At 38.7% G+C, this 1,048-nt stretch carries 1 protein-coding gene; it reads right to left on the reverse strand.

The window, feature by feature from the left end:
* Window positions 1-265: 265 nt before the first annotated feature.
* Complete coding sequence (locus MO867_RS22210; RefSeq protein ID WP_252473231.1) at window positions 266-544, reverse strand: hypothetical protein; 279 nt, start codon at window positions 542-544, stop codon at window positions 266-268.
* Window positions 545-1,048 lie beyond the last annotated feature (504 nt).

A 1,048-nucleotide genomic window follows, 5' to 3' on the forward strand; every position in this document is an offset into this window, starting at 1 on the left:
TCCGGTATAGAGTATGGGGGCATGAGCAGTTACACAATTTAAATTACAGCCTCTAGTGAAACTTTAGACAAGATAATTACGGCCACGATTTAAGTTGATTTATATGGGACAGCCCTGGGGTTGGGGTTGGGGTTGGGGATAGAGAAGATCTGGCCTATAGTTGATGGCTGCAATGCCAGACTGTGATATTGCAGCGACAATGTCATAAATCGATGATAAAAGATTGATTAATACTTTATGCTTGAATTGTTGAGGGTTTTACTCATTAATCTTCAGTTGTTTCTATCGTTAAGGATCTCAAATCAGATTTCTTATATTTAAGCCATTCTTCACGTTCATCTTCGCTGTCAATAAATTCGGCAATACTCACCAAATCTTCAAAGATGTCTGAGTAATCAGTGCGGTAGTTGGATATAAAGCTGAAGAGCCCTGATGCGCATGTCTCAAGAAATAGATCCCTTAGTTTAGGTTCTTTTTTGAATATATTTGCCAGCTGGTCTTTATAGTATTCAACATCGTCGATACCTGCTATGTCCCATAGCATCGGTTCGGCGGTGCGCGAGTAGTTTCACCGTGTCTTTTGTGAAACCGTAGAGATCTATAATTTGTTGGATTTGATAGCCCTGGTTAACCTCGTGATCCAGATCCGATTGGATTAGCAAGTCTATATATAGGGGGATCAATTTAGGATCATTTTTTCAAAGTACTGTTGCTCCCTCTTGGGCTAAATGATTCTCATGATTCAGCCATATTACAACTTCATTGTACTTTGACCACTGAATAATATTTTCTATAAAGACTACTGCCTTTGCAGTTAAACTATTATCTATAGTGAAAAGCTTAAAGAGTTCTTCTTCGCTGATATTTTTTTAGGTGTAGATACATTGATTGCACAATGTAGTTGGCCGTAGTGTGTCAATTTTTCATTGGTGTGTTTGTCAAGAGAATATGAGAGCGCTATCATCTCATCTGCAATAAAATGTAGGCTGTCTAATCAATACTTCGGACAGTTTTAGGGGCGAAATAGGTAGGAACCACGGCCAGATAC

Origin of the sequence: Microbulbifer okhotskensis, from assembly GCF_023895975.1 — a bacterium.
In the GTDB taxonomy this organism is placed as follows: domain Bacteria; phylum Pseudomonadota; class Gammaproteobacteria; order Pseudomonadales; family Cellvibrionaceae; genus Microbulbifer; species Microbulbifer okhotskensis.